This is a genomic window from Variovorax paradoxus, from assembly GCF_000834655.1.
Classification (GTDB): domain Bacteria; phylum Pseudomonadota; class Gammaproteobacteria; order Burkholderiales; family Burkholderiaceae_C; genus Variovorax; species Variovorax paradoxus_F.
Genome location: NZ_JXQQ01000009.1, coordinates 41,334 through 58,805 on the forward strand (window position 1 = coordinate 41,334; position 17,472 = coordinate 58,805).

The following is a 17,472-nucleotide window of genomic DNA, read 5'->3' on the forward strand; positions in this document are numbered from 1 at the left end:
GGGACTCCTTCGAAAGAAAAAAATCAGGCGATGGCCGCGTCGGCCGGAACAGATGGGGTGACGGACGGCGGTGCGAAAGTGCTGCAGAACTGGTCCACCGTGGAGACCCATCCGAAGAAGGTCTCGACGTTGTAGACCGAGGCCTTCTGGATGGCCGCGCCGCCCAGCTCATGCGTCGCGTCTTCCAGCATCACGGCGAAGTACTCGAGGTGGAACGCGTCGCGCAGCGTCGATTCGACGCACACGTTGGTGGCGATGCCGGTGAACACCAGGTGGCGGATGCCGCGTGCGCGCAGGGTGCTGTCGAGCGTGCTGTTGAAGAAGCCGCTGTAGCGCGTCTTGGGCACCACGATGTCGCCGGCCTGCGGCTTCATCTGGTCGATGAGTTCGTAGTCCCAGCCGCCCTTGGCGAGGAACTTGCCCTGCAGCTCGGGCCTGGCGCGCATGGTCTTGAGCGCGTTCGACTTGTGCCAGTTGGGCGAGCCGGGGCCGCCCGCCTCGACATACGCCGCGTCCCAGCCGTTCTGCAGGAACACGACAAGCATGCCGGCCGCGCGCGCGGCGGCGATGGTGCGTGCGATGTTGGCGATGGTGCCCTGCGCACCGGAGATGTCGAAGCCGGCCGAGTCGACGTAGCCGCCGATCGACGCGTAGGCGTTCTGCATGTCGACGACGATAAGTGCGGAGTCGCTGGCGTGCAACGCCAGCGGCTCGGGGCGCGCGGGCAGCACGAGCGGTGCGGGCGCACCGGGCAGGCGCGGCGCGCCGACGGGCGTGGTCGATGTGAGCGTGGTGTTCTTCGGTGCAGGCGTGGTCATGCGCGTCTCCTCTTCAGGCCGCAAGGCGCTCGGGTTCCACCTTCGAGGGCACCGGGCTCTGCACATGCGCGCGGCTCTTCATCAGCGGCTGGATGCGCTCGCCGAAGGCCTCGATGCCCTGCACGAAGTCATCGAAGGTCAGCAGCACGCCTTCGGTGCCGGGCACCTCGGCCACTTCATCGAGCAGGCGCGCGACGGTTTCGTAGGAGCCGATCAACGTCCCCATGTTGATGTTCACGGCCGAGGTCGGGTCGGCCATCTGGCGCACGTTGGTGTCGGCGCCCGACCTGGTGTCGGCCGCGCCCTGCTGGCCGAGCCAGGCGATCGCTTCGTGGTCGGCGCCGGCCTTGTAGTGCTCCCACTTGGCGCGCGCGGCCTCGTCGGTTTCGTCGGCGATCACCATCATCAGCACGTAGGTGGTGACATGGCGGCCGGTCTTGCGCGCGGCCTCGATGAGTTTTTCCGCCGCGGGCGCAAAGGCCTTGGGCGTGTTCACGCCCTTGCCGAAGCAGAAGTTGTAGTCGGCGTACTTCGCCGAGAAGTCCATCCCCGCATCGCTCTGGCCGGCGCAGATCACCTTCATGTCGGCCTGCGGTTGCGGGCTCAGGCGGCAGTCGTCCATCTGGAAGTGCTCGCCCTTGAAGTCGGACTTGCCGGTGCCCCAGAGGTCGCGCAGCACCTGGATGTATTCGGACAGGTACTGGTAGCGCGTGCCGAAGAACTGGTCGCCGGGCCACATGCCCATTTGCGAATACTCGGGGCGTTGCCAGCCGGTGACCAGGTTCAGGCCGAAGCGGCCGCCGGAGATGGAGTCGATGGTCGAGGCCATGCGCGCGACGATGGCCGGCGGCATCACCAGCGAGGCGGCGGTGGCGAAGAGCTTGATCTTCGTGGTCACGGCCGCAAGCCCGGCCATGAGCGTGAAGGACTCCAGGTTGTGGTCCCAGAACTCGGTCTTGCCACCGAAGCCGCGCAACTTGATCATCGACAGCGCGAAGTCGACCCCGTAGTGCTCGGCCTTCAGCGTGATCTCCTTGTTGAGCGCGAAGCTGGGCTTGTACTGGGGTGCGTTTTCGGAAAGCAGCCAGCCGTTGTTGCCGATGGGAATGAAGATGCCGACGTTCATGTAGGGCTCCTGTTGCGGGGTTGGAGAGCCCTATGCATGGCGCGTGCCAGTCGGATAAATCGTTTCAAATCAATGAGTTATGTTTTTTCGAGGCGTGTGTTTTGACCATGTGGTCCAAAGTGGAGCAGCCGATCCGAAAAAATTGCGGCGGCGCGGTGCGGGCCGGACCAAAGCGGTGCAGCGTCGGCGTCACGAACGGCGCGGCAAAATCACGCCATGCCCAAGACCCCACACCGCACCGCCGCGGCCATCGGCGGCACCGCCGACGATGTCGAGGCGGCTTTTTATGAAGCGCTGCAGCGCGGCGACATCGACGCGCTGATGGCCTGCTGGGCCGACGAGGACGAGGTGTTCTGCGTGCACCCCGGCGGCCCGCGGCTGGTGGGCAGCATCGCGATCCGCGCGGCGTTCGAGCAGATGTTCGGCAACGGCGCGATCCACGCCATGCCTGCGCGGGTGCGCAAGATCGAGTCGCTTGCGAGCGCCGTGCACAACGTGCTGGAGCGCATCGAGGTGCTCACCGCCGAAGGCCCGCGCCATGCCTTCGTGCTGGCCACCAACGTCTATCACAAGACCGCGCAGGGCTGGCGCATGGTGGCGCACCATGCGAGCCCGGGCAGCGCGCGGGAGCCCGACGACGCGAACGACCCGCCCCAGACCCTGCATTGATGTCTTCTGCCGATTCTTCTTCCGCTCCTCGAACGTCGATGGACTACGCGGCGCCGCGCTGGCTGCCCGGGGGCAACCTGCAGACCATCTGGGCCGCGCTCTATGCGCGCCGCTTCGACGGTGCAGCGCCCGTGTACCGCCGCGAGCGCTGGAACGCGCCCGACGGGGACTTCATCGACGTCGATTTCATCGATGCACCGCTGCCCGGCCCACGGCCGCTGCTGGTGCTGTTCCACGGGCTCGAGGGCTCGTCGCGCAGCCACTATGCGGAGGCCTTTGCGGCCTTCGCGGCCGGGCAGGGAATGGCCTTTGCCGTGCCGCATTTCCGCGGCTGCAGCGGCGAGCTGAACCTCGCGCCGCGCGCTTACCACTCGGGCGACTACGAAGAGATCGGCTGGATCCTGGGGCGAATGCACGCGCAGCACACGCTGCGCGGTGGCGGCCCGGTGCTGGCCGCGGGCGTCTCGCTTGGGGGCAATGCGCTCTTGCGCTGGGCCTGCGAGGCGGGCGACACAGCGCGCGAGTCGGTCGCCGCCGTGGCCTCGGTCTGCGCACCGCTCGACCTGGCCGCAGGCGGCGAGGCGATTGGCCGGGGCTTCAACAGGCTGGTCTACACGCGCATGTTCCTCGCGACCATGAAGCCCAAGGCGATGGCCAAGCTCGCGCAGTTCCCGGGCCTGTTCGACCGCGAGCGGCTGCTGGCTGCGCGCGACCTCTACACCTTCGACGACGTGTTCACCGCGCCGCTGCACGGGTTTCGCAATGCCGACGACTATTGGGCGCGGGGCTCGTCCAAGCCGCACCTGAATCAGATCCGCGTGCCAACGCTGGTGGTCAATGCGCTCAACGATCCGTTCATTCCGGCCAGGAGCCTTCCGGGGCCGGGCGAGGTCGGCCGGCACGTCACGCTGTGGCAGCCGGCGCACGGCGGACACGTCGGCTTTCCGCTGGGCCTGCCGCCGGGGCATGTGCGTGGGATGCCGGAGCGCGTCGGCAACTGGCTCCAGTTGCACGGCGGCGTTTTGGCTGACGCCCCTGCGCCGCAACCGGAAGGAGAATGAATTCATGGACGACATCGTCAAACAGGCGCTCGCCAAATGGCCCAACGTGCCCCACTGCTACGGCTGGCTGGGGCTCGATGCGCGCGGCAACTGGTACATGCGCGACGACCGGACCCAGGCCGAGGGGCCGTTCGTCCAGGCCAAGGGCTCGATGCTGCGGCACGACAAACTCATCGACTTCATCCACCGCAACTACGAGCACGACGACGACGGGCAGTGGTTTTTCCAGAACGGGCCGCAACGGGTCTATGTCGAGCTGGAGGCCGCGCCGATGGTCTGGCGCGTGGCGGACGAGGGCGGCGGCAAGTTCACCGTCACCGCCCATACCGGCCAGGCGGTCGATGTTTCAGGCTGCCTGCTCGACGAGGCCGGGCGGCTCTATCTGGTCGCGCCTATCGGGCTGGGGCTGGTGCACACGCAGGACGTGGGTATCGCGGCCGACGCCATCGAGCAGGGCCTGTGGACGCCCGAGCCGGTGCAGGCCAGCGAACTGCCGCAGCGCTTCGGTCATGTCATGAGCCCCGCGGAACGCCATGCCGGCGTCGCTGCGGCGCTATCAAAACAATAGTTCGAGGTCTGCGGATCGCCCACAAAAAAGCCGGCGCTGGGCCGGCTTTTTCTTTGGCGCGAAGCTTGTTACTTGGCCGGGGCGGCAGCGGTAGACGCTTCGGCAGCCGGTGCAGATGCGGAGGAAGCAGGCGCCGATGCGGCAGGCGCCGCGCCCGAAGCACCTTCTGCGGGCGCAGCGGCGGCGGGACGATCGGGCACCGGGAACTTGGCGCCGCCGGCGTTGGCCATGTAGACCACCGCGCGGCCGATTTCAAGGTCTTCGAAGTCGCCGCCGCCCTGGGGAGGCATCGCGCCCTTGCCCTTGAGCGCATGTTCCAGCAGCGTGGCGTAGCCCTGGCCGATGCGGGGGCCCCAGGCTGCAGCGTCGTTCAGGTGAGGGGCGCCGGGAATGCCCGGTGCGCCGTGGCAGGCCACGCACTGGGCCTTGAACACGGCCTCGCCGGCCGTGAGAGGGCGGTTGGCGTCGCGGATCTCGATGGCGCCGACCTTCTTGAGCCGGTCGGCCACTTCCTTGTCGCGCGATTCCTTCGACACGCCGTAGAGGGCCATGTTCTCGCCCTCAGCGGTGCCGGCGGGCTTGGTGCCCGAGACCACGTAGGCCACAAGACCCACGATGATCAGGATCGGTGCAATGAAGGAGAAAAATACCGCGAGCAGCAGTTGCTTCGGATTCTTGATGGGGCCGGTATGGGCTTCTTCTGTGGCCTGGTAGTGCGGGTCTGCGCTCATGGCGTCCTCAATAACGGGGGCTCGTCGGGGGGCTTTTTCTAGATCAACCGGCGATTATAGAGAGGCCCCTCGCCCCGGCGGGCGATTGGCCTCCCGATATCGGGCGCCCAGGTGCCTCAACCCTTGTCGCGCGTTGCCCAGCCGCCACCCAGCGTCTTGTACAGCGTGACCTGGTTCTGCAGCTGCAGCAGCCGCGCATTGACCGCCAACTGCTGCGCCGTGAACAGCGAACGCTGCGCGTCGAGCAGGTCCAGCGCGCTGGCAATGCCGTTGCGATAGCGGAGATCGGAGAGCCTGAAGCGCGTCGCCTCCGCGGTGGCCTGCGCGCGCTGCGCACGCACTTCTTCGCCCAGCGTGGCGCGGCCGGCGAGGGCATCCGCCACTTCGCGGAACGCGGTCTGGATCGACTTCTCGTACTGCGCGACCGCGATCTCGCGTCCGGCCTTGGACGATTGCAGCGTGGCCCAGTTGCGGCCCGCATCGAAGATCGGCAGCGTGACCGTGGGCGCGAACGACCAGGCCTTGGAGCCGCGGTCGAACAGGCCCGAGAACTCGCTGCTCGCGGTGCCGATCGAGCTGGTGAGCGACACGCGCGGGAAGAAGTTCGCGCGCGCCGCGCCGATGTTGGCGTTGGCGGCAATCAGCTGCTGCTCGGCCGCACGGATGTCGGGCCGCTCGATCAGCATGTCCGAGGGCAGGCCCGCGGGCACGTCGGGCATCGGCTGGATGCCGTCCAGGCCCTTGGCGCCACCCGAGAGGGCAGTTGCCGGCACCGGCGCGCCCAGCAGCAGGGCGAGCGCGTTCTCGTCCTGCATGCGCGCGCGCTGCTGCTGCGCGTAGGTGGCACGCGCGCTTTCGGCGGCGGTGTTCGCGGCCTGGAAGTCGATTTCGGACGACACGCCGTTGTCGAAGCGCAGCTTGGCCAGGCGCACCGACTCCTCGCGCGTGACCATCGTCTGGCGCGTGATTTCCAGCAGCTCGTCGTCGGCCATGAGCGTGATCCAGCCGGTGGCGACCGCTGCGATCAGGCTGATCTGCGCGGCCTTGCGCGTTTCCTCGGTGGCGAGGTACTGCGCCAGCGCCTGGTCCTTCAGCGCGCGGATGCGGCCGAAGAAGTCGAGCTCCCAGGCGGTGAAGCCGAAGTTCACGCTGTACTGCGAGGTCACGCTGCCCTGGCTCGAGTCGATCGCCTGGTAGACGTTGGGGCTCGAGCGCGAGCCCGATCCCGTGAGGCCCAGTGCCGGGAAGAGCGCGGAGCGCTCGATCTGGAACTGCGCGCGCGCCTGTTCGATGTTGAGCACCGACACGCGCAAGTCGCGGTTGTTCGCAAGGGCGGTCTGGATCAGGCCCGCCAGGCGCGGGTCGGTGAAGAAGTCCTGCCACGGCAGGGCGGCGGCGGCCGGGCCCGCCGGCTGCGACGGGTCGCCCGGGAAGGTGGTGGGCACCGGGGCGGCGGGGCGCTCGTAGGTCGGGATCAGCGAGCAGCCGGCTAGCAGCATCGCTGCCGCCAGGGCCGTTGGAATCAGTTTCTTAGTCATGCTTGGGTTCCTCCACGATGCCGGCGGCTTCCGCATGCCGCTTGTCGGCCTCCCGCTGACGCGCACTGCCCTTGAAGAGGCCGCGCACGACGACGAAGAACACCGGCACGAAAATCACGGCAAGGGCCGTACCCGTCACCATGCCGCCGAGCACGCCGGTGCCGATGGCGCGCTGGCTGGCCGAACCGGCGCCCGAGGCGATCACCAGCGGCACCACGCCCAGGCCGAAGGCCAGCGAGGTCATCACGATCGGGCGGAACCGCAGGTGGGCCGCGGCCAGCGCCGATTCGATGATTCCCTTGCCCTGCGCCTGCAGGTCCTTGGCGAATTCAATGATCAGAATCGCGTTCTTCGCCGAGAGCCCGATGATCGTGATCAGCCCCACCTGGAAGTACACGTCGTTCGAATAGGCGCGCAACATGGTGGCCAGCAGCACCCCCAGCACGCCCAGCGGCACCACCAGGATCACCGCCAGCGGGATCGACCAGCTCTCGTACAGCGCGGCCAGGCACAGGAACACCGCCAGGATCGCGAAGCCGTACAGGATGATGGCCTGCGAACCCGCGAGCTTTTCTTCACGCGATTGGCCGGTCCATTCGAAGCCGAAGCCTTGCGGCAACTGGGCTGCGAGCTTTTCCATCTCGGCCATGGCCGCGCCCGTGCTGAAGCCCGCCGCGGCGGAGCCGCTGATGCGGATCGCCGGGTAGCCGTTGTAGCGCACCGTCTGCGTGGCGCCCGTGACCCACCTGGTGGTCGCGAAGGCCGACAGCGGCACCGGCTGGCCCTGCGTGTTGCTGGCGTTCAGCTTGAGCAGGTCGTCCGGCTGCATGCGGGCCGGCGCATCGGCCTGCACCACCACGCGCTGCAGGCGGCCGCGGTTCGGGAAGTCGTTGATGTAGCTGGAGCCCAGGCCCGTCGAGAGCGTTGCATTGATCGCGTCGAAGGTGACGCCCAGCGCGCTGGCCTTGTCGCGGTCGATGTCGATCTGCAGCTGCGGCGCGTCTTCCAGGCCGTCGGGGCGAACCTGCGACAGGATCTTGCTCTGCCCGGCCATGCCCAGCAGCTGGTTGCGCGCGTTGATGAGCGCCTCGTGGCCCGCGCCCGAACGGTCTTGCAGCCGGAAGCTGAAGCCGCTCGCGTTGCCCAGTTCGGGAATGGGCGGCGGGCTCAGCGGATAGATGAAGGCGTCGCGGATGCCCGAGAGCGCACCGAAGGCGCGGCCCGCGAGTGCGCTGGCCGAGTTTGCCGGGTCCTTGCGTTCTTCCCAGTCCTTCAGCGTCACGAAGGCAAGGCCCGCGTTCTGGCCCTGGCCCGAGAAGCTGAAGCCCATCACGCCGACCATGCTCTGCACTTCGGGCTGCTTCAGGATGAAGCCTTCGACCTGCTGCATGACCGCGAGCGCACGTTCCTGCGTCGCGCCCGGGGGCAGCTGCACGTTCACGATGATGTTGCCCTGGTCTTCTTCCGGCAGGAACGAGCTGGGCAGGTGCGTGTACGTGTAGGCCACCGCAGCGATGATCGCCACGTAGATGACGAGGTAGCGCGCGGCGCGGCGCAGGATGCGCGCGACCATGCTTTCATAGCCCTTGGCCGTGCGCGTGAAGCCTCGGTTGAACCAGCCGAAGAAGCCGCGCTTCTCGTGGTGGTGACCGGCTTCCACGGGCTTGAGCAGCGTGGCGCACAGCGCTGGCGTGAGCGACAGCGCCATGAAGGCCGAGAAGGCGATCGAGGTCACCATCACCGCCGAGAACTGGCGGTAGATGTTGCCGGTGGAGCCCGCGAAGAATGCGAGCGGCACGAACACCGAAATGAGCACCACCGTCACGCCGATGATGGCGCCGGAGATCTGCTTCATGGCCTTGCGCGTGGCGTCGAGCGGGGAGAGTCCCTCCTCGCTCATGATGCGCTCGACGTTCTCGACCACGACGATCGCATCGTCCACCACGATACCGATCACCAGCACCATGCCGAACATGGTGAGCACGTTGATCGAGAAGCCCAGCGCGAGCAGCGATGCGAACGTGCCAAGCAGCGCGATCGGTACCACGATGGTCGGGATGATCGTGTAGCGCCAGTTCTGCAGGAACAGGAACATCACCACGAACACCAGCGCCACGGCTTCCAGCAGCGTCTTGACCACTTCGGTGATCGAGATCTGCACGAAGCGCGAACTGTCGTACGGAATGTTCCACTTCACGCCGGGCGGGAAGAAGCGCTCCAGCTCGGTCATCTTGGCGCGGATCGCCTTGGCCGATTGCAGCGCGTTGCCGTTGGGCGTGGGTTGCACGCCGATACCGACCGCGGGCACGCCGTTCAAGCGTGCCGAGGTGGCGTACGACTGGCCGCCGAGCTCGATGCGCGCGACGTCCTTGAGCCGCACGGTCGAGCCGTCGGTGTTGGCGCGCAGCACGATGTTCTTGAACTGCTCCACGTTCGCGAGTTGGCCGTTCACCACCACGGTGGCCGCAATGGCCTGGCCGGGAATGTTGGGCAGGTCGCCCAGGGTGCCCGAGGACACCTGCGCGTTTTGCGCGCGGATCGCGTTGTTCACGTCGGTGGCCGACAGGTTGAAGCCCTGCAGCTTCGCCGGATCGATCCACACGCGCATCGCGTTCTCTGTACCGAACAGCTGCGCCTGGCCCACGCCGACGACACGCTGCAGCTCGGGCACGATGTTGCGCGAGGCGTAGTCGCCCAGCGCCACCGGGTCGAAGTTCGGGTTGTCCGAGGACAGCATCGCGAACAGCAGGAAGTTGTTGCGCGACTTGTCCACGCGCACGCCCTGCTGCGTCACGGCCGCCGGCAGGCGGGGGGTGGCGCGGGAAAGGCGGTTCTGCACGTCCACCTGCGCAAGGTCGTCGTTGGTGCCAGCCTCGAAGCTGATGGTGATGGAGCCGGTGCCGTCGGCCTGGGCCACCGATTCCATGTAGATCAGCCCCGGCGAGCCGTTCATTTCGCGCTCGATGACGGACAGCACGCTGTCCTCGAGTGTCTGGGCCGAGGCGCCGGGGTAGGCGACGTTGATCACGATGGCAGGAGGGGCCACCGGCGGGTACTGCGAGATCGGCAGCTGCGTGATTGCCACGCCGCCCATCACCAGGATGAACAGCGCGATCACCCAGGCAAAGATCGGGCGGTCGATAAAGAATTTGGCCATGCGGGCGCGCTCCTGATTACTTCTTCTCGGCCGGGGCGGAGGCCTGGCCATTCGCGGCGGGGGCTGCCGCGGGTGCGGCGGCCGGTGCCGCTGCAGCCGGCGCGGCCGCAGGGGCGGGAGCCGCGTTCGGGTCCGGCTTCTTCCACGGCACGGCCTTCACGGGCGTTCCGGGCGGCATCATCTGCAGCTTCTGGAAGCCGTCGACCATCACCTGTTCGCCGGCCTTCAGGCCGTCGAGCACCACCCACTGGTTGTCCTTGGCGGCGCTGATCTTCACGGTGCGCTTGCTGATCTTGCCGTCCTTGTCGACCACCGAGACGGTGTCGCCCTGCTGGGTGCGCGTAACGGCCTGCTGCGGCAGCGTGATCGCGTTGGTGGCCTGCGCCTGCTCCAGCTTCACGCGTACATACAGACCCGGCAGCAGTTCGCCCTTGGGATTGGGTACTTCGGCGCGCAGCGTGACCTGGCCGGTGGTCGAGTCCACCGTGAGGTCGGAGAACAGCAGCTTGCCGGGCAGCGGGTAGTCGCTGCCGTCTTCAAGCACGACGCTCACGCTGGCGGCCTCTTCGCCGCCGGCGCGCTTGTACTGGCCGGCGGCCAGCGCGCGGCGCAGCTTCAGCACGTCGGAGGCCGACTGCGTGAAGTTGACGTACACGGGGTTGATCTGCTGCACCACGGCCAACTCGGTGGCGTCGCCCTGGCCCACCAGCGCGCCTTCGGTCACGAGGGCGCGGCCGATGCGGCCCGAAATGGGGGAGGTCACGTCGGCATAGCCGAGGTTGATCTTGGCGGTCGTCACTGCGGCGCGGCCCGAGGCCACGTCGGCTTCGGCGGTCTTTTGCGAGGCGACGGCGGTGGCGTATTCCTGCTTGCTCACCGCATTGGCTTCGACCAGCGGCTTGTAGCGGTCGGCCAGTGCCTTGGCCTGCACGGCGTTGGCTTCGGCGCGGGCCAGCGTGGCTTGGGCGTTCTGGGAAGCGGCCACCAGCGGCGCCGGATCGATGCGGAACAGCAGCTGGCCGGCCTTCACATCGCTTCCTTCGCGGAACTCGCGCTTGAGAAGGATGCCCGAGGCCCGGGCGCGGACCTGGGCGATGCGGGAGGCCTCCAGGCGGCCCGGCAATTCGGTCACGAGACCGACATCGGTCGGCGTGGCCACGACAACGCCCACTTCGGGGGCCGGCGGATGGCCGCCTCCGCCCGCGCCGCCCGGGCCGGCAGGTGCATCGCCCTTGCCGCAGCCCGCAAGGACCAACAGGACAACGGCGGCCACGGTCGCGAGACGCGGCGAAAAGGACGATGGGCGCGAGACATGCAGGAGAGGCATGCGATTCCTTTGAAGCGAAAACGGGAGATGGCGGTGTGTTCGCGGTGCGAACAGGATGACAGCATAAACAGCCGGGCCATCGGGGAAGCCCGGTAGTCTACATACATTCATGGATGTATAGTGACAATGTAAATGGCCCCTCGATACGCAAGGGGCGTTCGCTTTACAAATCAGGAGACTTGGTGGCACGTCGTACGAAGGAAGAGGCATTGGCCACGCGGAATCGTTTGCTCGATTCCGCGGAGCTGCTGTTTCAGGCGCAAGGCGTCTCGCAGACCTCGCTGCAGCAGATCGCGCAGCAGGCCGGCGCGACGCGTGGCGCTATTTACTGGCACTTCAAGGACAAGGCCGACCTCTTCAACGCGATGATGGAGCGCGTCATCTTGCCGCTGGAGGCCACGCCCCAGAGCGGTGCCGCAGCCGGCAACGACGACCCGCTGGTCGAGATCGAGGAGGGCATGGTCCACGCGCTGACCCTCATGACCACCGACCCCCAGGTGCGCCGCGTGTTCGACGTGGCCACCCACAAGGTCGAGTACACGCACGACATGGCCTCGGTGCAGCAGCGCCACCTCGATGCGCGCAATGCCTGCGTGGTCGACTTCGAAAAGGCCTTGCGGCTGGCCGCACGCCGCGCCCACGTCAAGCTGCCGGTGCCCGGCCACGTGGCGGCACAGGGCATGCATGCGCTCATCAGCGGCCTCATCCAGAACTGGCTGCTCGACCCCGAGGCCTTCGACCTGGTGCCGACGGGCCGGCGCACCTTCCGCGTCTATCTGGCGGGGCTCGGCTTCGAGCGGCCGGAGTCTGGCGCGGTGGCCGCGAACGAGGCGGAAACCGTCGTCGCCTGATAGGCGATAATCTCCGGCTCCGGACGTTTTCCGGAGCCATCTCTCGCTGTATTTCAACGGATAGAATTCGGCCCTCCGAAGGCTGAGATCCAGGTTCGATTCCTGGCGGCGGGACCACATACAAGGCCGGAAGCTTGCAAAAGCTTCCGGCCTTTTTCATGGCGGTCTGACGAATCCGGGCATCGGCGAGACAATCGCCGCGCACTTCGCCCGCTTCTCGTCCGCGCTGCGGGCCGGGGCAGCAACCCGACCCTTCCGCGCATGCCATCGCCGCTCCCCGATCCGACCCCCGCCTCCTCTTTCTCCCTTTGGCGAATCGCCGTGCCGGCATTTGCGCCTTCGTTGCTCTTCGGGCTGGGCGAAGGTGCCATCCTGCCCATCGTCCCGCTGACGGCGCGCGACCTGGGTGCGTCCGTGCCCATGGCCGCGCTGGTGATCGCCATGATCGGCATCGGCTCGCTGTTCAACAACATCCCGGCCTCGATGATCACGATGCGCTGGGGCGAGCGCTGGGCCATCGTCGCGGCGGGCGTGTGGAGCGGCCTGGGCATGCTCCTGTGCGTGCTGACCACGCACCTGGGCCTGTTTGCCGCGGGCTGCTTCATGGTGGGCATGTCGCAGGCCGTCTACAACCTCGCGCGCCAGAGCTACATGACCGAGGCGGTGCCCATCGAATACCGTGCGCGCGCGCTGTCGACGTTGGGCGGCGTCATGCGCATCGGCATGTTCGCCGGGCCCTTCCTCGCGGCCGGGGCGGTGCATGCGTTCGGCCTCTCGGCAGCCTATGTGGTCGGCATCGTGGCGGTGATGGGCGCGGCGGCCATCGGCGCGCGCATTCCCGACCTGGAGGCGCCGCCGGTCCCGGCCGGGCAAACCGCGCCTGCCTCGACGTCCGTCATCTCGACTCTGCGGGACCACCGGCACGTGTTCCTTACGCTGGGCCTCGGCGTGGTGCTGGTGAGCGCGGTGCGAGCCTCGCGACAGGCCGTGATCCCGCTGTGGGCCGACCACCTCATGCTGGCGCCCTCGGTGGCCTCGCTGATCTACGGCCTGGCGGGCGGCATCGACATGCTGGTGTTCTATCCCGCCGGCAAGGTGATGGACAGGAAGGGCCGGCGCTGGGTCGCCGTGCCGTCCATGCTGATCATGGGGCTGGCGATGCTGCTGATGCCGCTCACGTCCGGCGTCGTCACGCTGCTGATCGCGTCGCTGGCGATCGGCTTCGGCAACGGAATCGGCTCCGGAATGATCATGACCATCGGCGCCGACCATTCGCCGCGCCACGGCCGCGCGCACTTCCTGGGCATATGGCGGCTGATGTCGGATATCGGCTCCTCCTGCGGCCCGGCGCTGCTGTCCCTTCTGGCGGGCGGCCTGTCCCTGGCCGCGGGCATCGCCGTGACCGGCTTGATCGCCTTCGCCGCGGCGGGAACGCTGGCGTATTGGCTGCCGCGCAAGGTGGCCGCCGCGGTCCGGAAGTGATCGCCGACGCCGCTCGGCAGCCGCCTCGCCGGCCGAGGCGGCATCGGCGCCCGATGCGGTACCATGCCTTTCCCCCGTTGGGTGAGACTCCTGGTGGCGGGGCCCCTGCAAGACCGGAAGCCTCCCAAGGCGTCCGGTCTTTTTCTTTCCGGGCGTTCTCCCCACGACCATTTATCGCGCGCCGGCGACTGCTCGCCAACGCGCACATGCAAGATTTCCATCGATGACGGAGTTGACTGATCTGGACGAGGCCAGCCTGGCGGAACATGCCGCGGAATGGCGCCGGCGCGCGCTGCGCGGCGAAAAACAGGCGCGCGGCATCGCGCACGCACTCGAAGCCGAGATGCGGCGCCGCTCCGGCGACACGCTCACCCAGAACATCGACCTCGACACCCGCCCGCAGGCGCTGCGCCTGGCACCGCGGCCATGGTGGAAATTCTGGTGACCCCGCTGCGCCGCGGCGCGTAAGACCCCGGGGGCGGTTGCAGGGCTGTAAAGACCCTGACACCATGGCCGCATGCCTTATCAACTCCATTACTGGCCCACGATCCAGGGCCGCGGTGAATTCGTGCGGCTCGCGCTCGAAGCAGCGGGTGCCGACTATGTCGATGTGGCGCGGCTGCCCGAGTCGAAAGGCGGCGGCGAATCCGCATTGGGCGAGCGCCTCGGCGACCCCAACAACGCCCGCGCCGCCTTCGCGCCGCCGTTCCTGGTCGACGGCGACATCGTGGTCGGCCAGACCGCCGCGATCCTGCTGTACCTCGGGCCGCGGCTCGGGCTCTCGGGCGTCGGCGAGTCCGACGGCCTGTGGACCCACCAGCTGCAACTCACCATCGCCGACGCGGTGGCCGAGGCGCACGACACGCACCATCCGATCTCGACCGGCGCCTATTACGAAGACCAGCGCGATGCCGCCGTCCAACGTGCGCGCTCCTTCCGCGAAGAACGCATCCCCAAGTTCCTGAACTGGTTCGAGCAGGTTCTCCAGCGCAATCCCGCGGGCGACCTGCACCTGGTCGGCGACATGCTGACCTATGCCGATCTCTCGCTGTTCCAGTTGGTCGATGGCCTGCATTACGCATTCCCGAAGGCCACCGCCAGGGCGCTGGCCCGCACGCCGGCCGTCGAGAAACTGCACGCCAACGTCAAGCGCCGCCAGCGCGTGCACGATTACCTGCAGAGCCCGCGCCGCATCGCGTTCAACGAGGACGGGATCTTCAGGCGGTATGCGGAGCTGGACGGCTAGCCGGCCGGTTCGTCGTTGCCGTCGTTGCGGATGCGCAGCGCGGTTTCATACAACGCATTGCGCGGTGCACCGCTGATCTCGGCCGCCAGCCGCACCGCGGTCTTCACCGGCAGTTCGGCCAGCAGCAGGCGCAATACGCGCTCGCCTTCTGCGCCGCCGTCGCCGCTCACCGCGACCGGATGCAGCACCAGCGCGAATTCGCCGCGCACGCGGTCGCGGTCCGCGCCGAACCAGTCGGGCAGGGCGCTGGCCGCCACCGTCGCAATGTCTTCGAACTGCTTGGTGAGCTCGCGGCCCACGGTGATGCGGCGCTCGCCCAGCACGGCCAATGCACGCGCGAGGCTTTCGATGCGATGCGGCGCCTCCAGCAGCACCACGGCGCGCGACTCCTGCGAGAGCGCCTGCACGGCGGTGTCGCGTTCGCCGGCCTTGCTCGGCAGGAAGCCCGCGAAGACGAAGGCGCTGCTCGCGTTGCCGTCCGCGCCGTCAGCCACAAGCCCGGCGACGCCGATCAGCGTCGTGACGCTGCTTGCGCCCGGCAGCGGCAGCACGCGCTGGCCTGCCGCGCGCACCGCAGCGACAAGCCGCGCGCCGGGGTCGCTCACGCCGGGCGTGCCGGCATCGCTCACATACGCGATGCGCTCGCCTTGCGCCAGGCGCGCGACCACGGCCTGCGCGGCCTCCGCCTCGTTGTGCTGATGCACCGCGAGCAGCCGGGCGCCGGGGCGGTCGATGCCGTAGGCGCGCAAGAGGCTCTGGGTGTGGCGCGTGTCCTCGCAGGCGATCACGTCCACCAGCTGCAGCACATGCAGCGCGCGCAGCGTGATGTCGGCCAGGTTGCCGATCGGCGTGGCGACCACGTAGAGCGTGGCCTGCGGATAATGCTGCGCACCCGCGGCGTCGTGCGCGGCCGCAAGGGCGGCGCCGAAAGAAGCAGGGGCGAGTGAAGCCAAGAGGTTTCTCCGTGAGAGCGAACGACAAAAAGAAAACGGCAGGGAGCCATGAAGACCACCACAACGAAGCGTCGCGGCGATGCGGCGGAAGACGCCGCGCTCGAGCATCTGCAGGACGCCGGCCTCGCGCTGATCGCGCGCAATTATCGAACGCCCGGGCGCGGCGGCGGCGAGATCGACCTGATCATGCGCGATCCGCGCGGCCCCGGCGGTGGCACGCTGGTGTTCGTCGAGGTGCGCCAGCGCAGCGCGGGCACGCATGGCGGCGCGGGCGGCAGCATCACAGGGCCGAAGCAACGTCGCATCGTGTTCGCCGCGCAGCATTACCTGGGCCGGCTGCGCACTGTGCCGCCCTGCCGGTTCGACGTGGTGCTCGTGGAGGAGAAAATCACCTGGCTGCAGGCGGCGTTCGACGCGGCCTGATGCGCCTTGCGAGGGAACTGAAGCCTTCATGAAGGCTCCACAACTCAAACGTCTTGTTTCACAACCCCCAGTTATCATCCCGCCTCATGCTCGAGCAACGGATTCAGCAGCACTTCATCGACAGTGCCGACCTCAAATACCAGACCGGACCGGTCCTCAGCAAACCCATCTCTCAAGCGATGCAGGCCATCCTGGCCTGCGTGACCAGCGGCGGCAAGGTGCTGGCCTGCGGCGCGGGCGTCTCGGGCCTGCTGGCCGCGCAATTCGCCGCGCAGTTCGTCGGCCGCTTCGAACGCGAGCGTCCCGAGCTGGGCGCCATCGCACTGCCCGGCGACACCACCGACCCCCATGCCGACAGCGCCAATGCCATGGATGCCGACCGCTTCGCGCGCCAGGTGCGCGCGCTCGGCCAGGCCGGCGACGTGCTGCTCGCGTTGAGCGCGAGCGGGCAGTCGGCCGCCGTGCTGGCTGCCGTGCTGGCCGCGCACGAGCGCGACATGACCGTGGTCGCCCTGCTCGGCAACGCCGTGTCGGGCCCGCCCGCGGCGCCCGGCGGCGGCAGCAGCGGCACCGGCGGCGTCATTGGCCGCGCACTGCGTGAAACCGACGTCCAGATCAGCGTGCCGCACGAGCGTGCGGCGCGCATCCATGAAGTCCACCTGCTCGCGCTGCACTGCCTGTGCGACGGCGTGGATGCCCAGTTACTCGGAGAACAGGAAGCTTCCTCATGACCATGACGACACCGACCCAACGTATTGCCCTCGCACTCACCCTGGGTGCCGCACTGGTCGCCGGTCTCTCCGCTTGCGTTCCGCTCGTGGTGGGCGGTGCCGCAGTGGTGGGCGTGGGCATGGTGGCGACCGACCGCCGCAGCTCGGGCGCCCAGCTCGACGACCAGGGCATCGAGTTGCGCGCCGCGGCCCGCGTGCGCGACATCGCCAACGACCAGATGTACGTGAGCGTCACCAGCTACAACCGCCAGGTGCTCCTGACCGGCGCGGTGGGCAACGAGGCCGACCGCCGCCGCGTCGAGGACGAGGTGAGCCGCATCGTCAACGTGCGCTCCGTGGTGAACGAGCTCACGCTCGGCGCGCCCAGCACCTTCCAGGACCGCTCGAACGACCTCTACATCACCGGCAAGGTGAAGGCCTCGCTGCTCGATGCGAAGGACATCTTCGCCAACTCGTTCAAGGTGACGACCGAGCGCGGCGTGGTCTACCTGATGGGCATCGCCACGCGGCGCGAGACCGATCGCGCGACCGAGATCACGCGCGGCGTGGGTGGCGTGATGAAGGTGGTGCGCGTGGTCGAGGTGGTGAGCGAGGCCGACCTCGCCGCGAGCCAGGCGGCCAACCAGTCCGCGGCACAGCGCGGCGGCACGGGCCCGGCGCCGGTGAGCAACGCGACGCCTTCGTCGTCTTCTTCCTCGCGCGTGCCGCTGCCCCCGATGGAGCCGCTGCCCGCGCCGGGCTCGCCGCCCGCGGTGACGACCTCGCCGGTCCGCTGAAATCAAAAAGCCCGC

17 protein-coding genes and 1 tRNA gene are annotated in these 17,472 nt (G+C 68.2%); 11 read left to right on the top strand and 7 right to left on the bottom strand.

Translation table 11 applies throughout. From position 1 onward, the window contains the following. Positions 1–23: 23 nt before the first annotated feature. Together rutB and rutA are read right to left on the bottom strand one after the other, a co-directional pair. On the bottom strand, positions 24–818 hold the full coding sequence (gene rutB, locus RT97_RS04440) for a pyrimidine utilization protein B (RefSeq protein ID WP_253278123.1): 795 nt from the start codon (positions 816–818) through the stop codon (positions 24–26). A gap of 13 nt (positions 819–831) precedes the next feature. Beyond that, on the bottom strand, positions 832–1,944 hold the full coding sequence (gene rutA, locus RT97_RS04445) for a pyrimidine utilization protein A (protein ID WP_042577574.1): 1,113 nt from the start codon (positions 1,942–1,944) through the stop codon (positions 832–834). Between the two features lie 216 nt (positions 1,945–2,160). Between rutA and RT97_RS04450 the strand changes: the two genes are divergently transcribed. Genes RT97_RS04450 through RT97_RS04460 form a run of 3 tightly spaced genes read left to right on the top strand, consistent with a single transcriptional unit; the run spans position 2,161 to position 4,242 of the window. Next, the gene (locus tag RT97_RS04450) at positions 2,161–2,613 is read left to right on the top strand and encodes a YybH family protein (RefSeq protein ID WP_042577575.1); all 453 of its coding nucleotides are present in this window, start codon (positions 2,161–2,163) and stop codon (positions 2,611–2,613) included. 38 nt (positions 2,614–2,651) lie between these two features. After that, the gene (locus RT97_RS04455) at positions 2,652–3,674 is read left to right on the top strand and encodes a YheT family hydrolase (protein ID WP_042577576.1); all 1,023 of its coding nucleotides are present in this window, start codon (positions 2,652–2,654) and stop codon (positions 3,672–3,674) included. Positions 3,675–3,678: 4 nt separating this feature from the next. Continuing rightward, complete coding sequence (locus RT97_RS04460) at positions 3,679–4,242, top strand: DUF2946 family protein (protein ID WP_042577577.1); 564 nt, start codon at positions 3,679–3,681, stop codon at positions 4,240–4,242. A 68-nt stretch (positions 4,243–4,310) separates the two neighbouring features. Here the strand turns inward: RT97_RS04460 and RT97_RS04465 are convergent, their stop codons facing one another. From RT97_RS04465 to RT97_RS04480, 4 genes are all read right to left on the bottom strand, one after another. Continuing rightward, on the bottom strand, positions 4,311–4,973 hold the full coding sequence (locus RT97_RS04465) for a c-type cytochrome (protein ID WP_042577578.1): 663 nt from the start codon (positions 4,971–4,973) through the stop codon (positions 4,311–4,313). Positions 4,974–5,089: 116 nt separating this feature from the next. Beyond that, positions 5,090–6,511, bottom strand: coding sequence for an efflux transporter outer membrane subunit (locus RT97_RS04470; RefSeq protein WP_042577579.1), 1,422 nt, complete (start codon positions 6,509–6,511; stop codon positions 5,090–5,092). Continuing rightward, positions 6,504–9,668, bottom strand: a complete 3,165-nt coding sequence (locus tag RT97_RS04475) for an efflux RND transporter permease subunit (protein ID WP_042577580.1) — start codon at positions 9,666–9,668, stop codon at positions 6,504–6,506. Before RT97_RS04475 ends, RT97_RS04470 begins: the two co-directional genes overlap by 8 nt. A 16-nt stretch (positions 9,669–9,684) precedes the next feature. Continuing rightward, on the bottom strand, positions 9,685–10,995 hold the full coding sequence (locus tag RT97_RS04480) for an efflux RND transporter periplasmic adaptor subunit (protein ID WP_042577581.1): 1,311 nt from the start codon (positions 10,993–10,995) through the stop codon (positions 9,685–9,687). Between the two features lie 179 nt (positions 10,996–11,174). On the opposite strand from RT97_RS04480, the gene RT97_RS04485 reads away from it, so the two are divergent. The 5 genes from RT97_RS04485 (at position 11,175) to RT97_RS04505 (ending at position 14,574) form a co-directional block, all read left to right on the top strand. After that, positions 11,175–11,846: a TetR family transcriptional regulator gene (locus tag RT97_RS04485; RefSeq protein WP_042577582.1), complete on the top strand. Its 672-nt coding sequence runs from the start codon at positions 11,175–11,177 to the stop codon at positions 11,844–11,846. A gap of 42 nt (positions 11,847–11,888) precedes the next feature. After that, a tRNA-Arg gene (locus tag RT97_RS04490) sits at positions 11,889–11,963 on the top strand. 144 nt (positions 11,964–12,107) lie between these two features. Further along, a complete protein-coding gene (locus tag RT97_RS04495) occupies positions 12,108–13,328 on the top strand; it encodes an MFS transporter (RefSeq protein WP_042577583.1) in 1,221 nt (406 codons plus the stop codon). Positions 13,329–13,551: 223 nt separating this feature from the next. After that, positions 13,552–13,773: a hypothetical protein gene (locus tag RT97_RS04500; RefSeq protein ID WP_042577584.1), complete on the top strand. Its 222-nt coding sequence runs from the start codon at positions 13,552–13,554 to the stop codon at positions 13,771–13,773. 72 nt (positions 13,774–13,845) lie between these two features. Further along, complete coding sequence (locus RT97_RS04505; protein ID WP_042577585.1) at positions 13,846–14,574, top strand: glutathione S-transferase; 729 nt, start codon at positions 13,846–13,848, stop codon at positions 14,572–14,574. On the opposite strand, the gene rsmI is transcribed toward RT97_RS04505, so the two are convergent. Beyond that, positions 14,571–15,527 (bottom strand): 16S rRNA (cytidine(1402)-2'-O)-methyltransferase, encoded by a 957-nt coding sequence (rsmI, locus tag RT97_RS04510; RefSeq protein WP_042577586.1) that lies wholly within the window; start codon positions 15,525–15,527, stop codon positions 14,571–14,573. The genes RT97_RS04505 and rsmI overlap by 4 nt on opposite strands. Positions 15,528–15,575: 48 nt before the next feature. Between rsmI and RT97_RS04515 the strand changes: the two genes are divergently transcribed. From RT97_RS04515 to RT97_RS04525, 3 genes are all read left to right on the top strand, one after another. Further along, complete coding sequence (locus RT97_RS04515) at positions 15,576–15,950, top strand: YraN family protein (protein WP_042577587.1); 375 nt, start codon at positions 15,576–15,578, stop codon at positions 15,948–15,950. Positions 15,951–16,036: 86 nt separating this feature from the next. Then, positions 16,037–16,681 carry an SIS domain-containing protein gene (locus RT97_RS04520; protein WP_042577588.1) on the top strand — a complete coding sequence of 215 codons (645 nt, stop codon included), beginning with the start codon at positions 16,037–16,039 and terminating at the stop codon, positions 16,679–16,681. Further along, positions 16,678–17,457, top strand: a complete 780-nt coding sequence (locus tag RT97_RS04525; protein WP_042577589.1) for a BON domain-containing protein — start codon at positions 16,678–16,680, stop codon at positions 17,455–17,457. The genes RT97_RS04520 and RT97_RS04525 overlap by 4 nt, the downstream gene beginning before the upstream one ends. The last annotated feature ends 15 nt before the right edge of the window (positions 17,458–17,472 follow it).

Coding starts and splice junctions, on each gene's coding strand:
- rutB (WP_253278123.1), bottom strand. CDS start 818: ATGACCACGCCTGCACCGAAGAACACCACGCTCACATCGACCACGCCC.
- rutA (WP_042577574.1), bottom strand. CDS start 1,944: ATGAACGTCGGCATCTTCATTCCCATCGGCAACAACGGCTGGCTGCTT.
- RT97_RS04450 (WP_042577575.1), top strand. CDS start 2,161: ATGCCCAAGACCCCACACCGCACCGCCGCGGCCATCGGCGGCACCGCC.
- RT97_RS04455 (WP_042577576.1), top strand. CDS start 2,652: ATGGACTACGCGGCGCCGCGCTGGCTGCCCGGGGGCAACCTGCAGACC.
- RT97_RS04460 (WP_042577577.1), top strand. CDS start 3,679: ATGGACGACATCGTCAAACAGGCGCTCGCCAAATGGCCCAACGTGCCC.
- RT97_RS04465 (WP_042577578.1), bottom strand. CDS start 4,973: ATGAGCGCAGACCCGCACTACCAGGCCACAGAAGAAGCCCATACCGGC.
- RT97_RS04470 (WP_042577579.1), bottom strand. CDS start 6,511: ATGACTAAGAAACTGATTCCAACGGCCCTGGCGGCAGCGATGCTGCTA.
- RT97_RS04475 (WP_042577580.1), bottom strand. CDS start 9,668: ATGGCCAAATTCTTTATCGACCGCCCGATCTTTGCCTGGGTGATCGCG.
- RT97_RS04480 (WP_042577581.1), bottom strand. CDS start 10,995: ATGCCTCTCCTGCATGTCTCGCGCCCATCGTCCTTTTCGCCGCGTCTC.
- RT97_RS04495 (WP_042577583.1), top strand. CDS start 12,108: ATGCCATCGCCGCTCCCCGATCCGACCCCCGCCTCCTCTTTCTCCCTT.
- RT97_RS04500 (WP_042577584.1), top strand. CDS start 13,552: ATGACGGAGTTGACTGATCTGGACGAGGCCAGCCTGGCGGAACATGCC.
- RT97_RS04505 (WP_042577585.1), top strand. CDS start 13,846: ATGCCTTATCAACTCCATTACTGGCCCACGATCCAGGGCCGCGGTGAA.
- RT97_RS04515 (WP_042577587.1), top strand. CDS start 15,576: ATGAAGACCACCACAACGAAGCGTCGCGGCGATGCGGCGGAAGACGCC.
- RT97_RS04520 (WP_042577588.1), top strand. CDS start 16,037: ATGCTCGAGCAACGGATTCAGCAGCACTTCATCGACAGTGCCGACCTC.
- RT97_RS04525 (WP_042577589.1), top strand. CDS start 16,678: ATGACCATGACGACACCGACCCAACGTATTGCCCTCGCACTCACCCTG.